This is a genomic window from Falsiporphyromonas endometrii (assembly GCF_042654485.1).
Taxonomy (GTDB): Bacteria; Bacteroidota; Bacteroidia; order Bacteroidales; family Porphyromonadaceae; genus Porphyromonas; species Porphyromonas endometrii.
Window position 1 is genome coordinate 1 of the sequence record NZ_JBHSGO010000066.1, and the last position, 1,012, is coordinate 1,012.

Consider the following 1,012-nt stretch of genomic DNA (forward strand, 5'->3'; position numbering starts at 1 on the left):
CGGGCGGACGCCAATCCCCCCGGTGTTTTTCATGCCCGCCTGACGGATGAACAAAACAATGAATTGAAATGATTAATTTTGACTCAAAGATAAACCTCCTTTACACACTTTTTGGGATACTACCATAAAAAACAGTCTATACATATATTAACATTCATATAGGACGGTTTCGTCCTATCTATTATGAGCTTTGTAGAGAAAAGGCCTCTTTCAGATTCACAAAAGGGCTGTTTTTAGACAGGTTATATGACTAAATTTATTTACATTATTTATCTAATTAGCTACGGTTTAAGTGAAGGTATATGGTTTTTATTTAGTCCTCCAAACAGTCAAATGATACTATTGCAATGTGATAAAGCTTATCGATCGAGGAAATATAAAACCTTATTCATTGGGATGCCAAAAGTAAACATTTCAGTACCATTCATTTTGGCAAAGTTTACGGCTATTACTTGTCCTTTATCATTCAATACCGGGCTCCCACTTGACCCTCCTATTGCGGGTATTGAGTATAGCAATCTTTCCCCGTCCGGCTCTTGAGAGATATTGCCTTTGTTTAGCTGAGATTGTATTCCTTTGCTGGTTGTGCCAAGAAGTAACCCGGCATTGTAGCCAATCATGTAGAGTGGTTCTCCTATTTGGGTTTGAGGTATCTTGTCGTTATAACTAAGATCAAATACATATTTATCGTCGGGGGTCTTCTCGTTTTTGAGTTGAATGGTTGCCAAATCGACATTCTTATCTTTAGAAACTTTAGTGATTACACATCCATTATTTCTTAAAAGATCATCTTCATTGACTACATGAGTGTCATTGTAAGCTATGCCTATTTCTGTCACAGTTTCTATTCTAATGTCAGAAGGCATAATATGTGTTGGTAAAGTCTCAGAAGCTGTTTAAAAATTATTCAGAGAATTTATTAAGCAATATTTTGCAGAAAGCAAGTTGAACCATAGCCTCTGCAGTAGCGGCATGAAACTCATAATCAATCGTCAGTCTTCTAAAATTTTCC

At 36.5% G+C, this 1,012-nt stretch carries 1 protein-coding gene; it reads right to left on the reverse strand.

All coding sequences use genetic code 11. From position 1 onward, the window contains the following. Positions 1–359 precede the first annotated feature (359 nt). Positions 360–866, reverse strand: a complete 507-nt coding sequence (locus tag ACFO3G_RS03240; RefSeq protein WP_380077951.1) for a S1 family peptidase — start codon at positions 864–866, stop codon at positions 360–362. Positions 867–1,012: the final 146 nt, after the last annotated feature.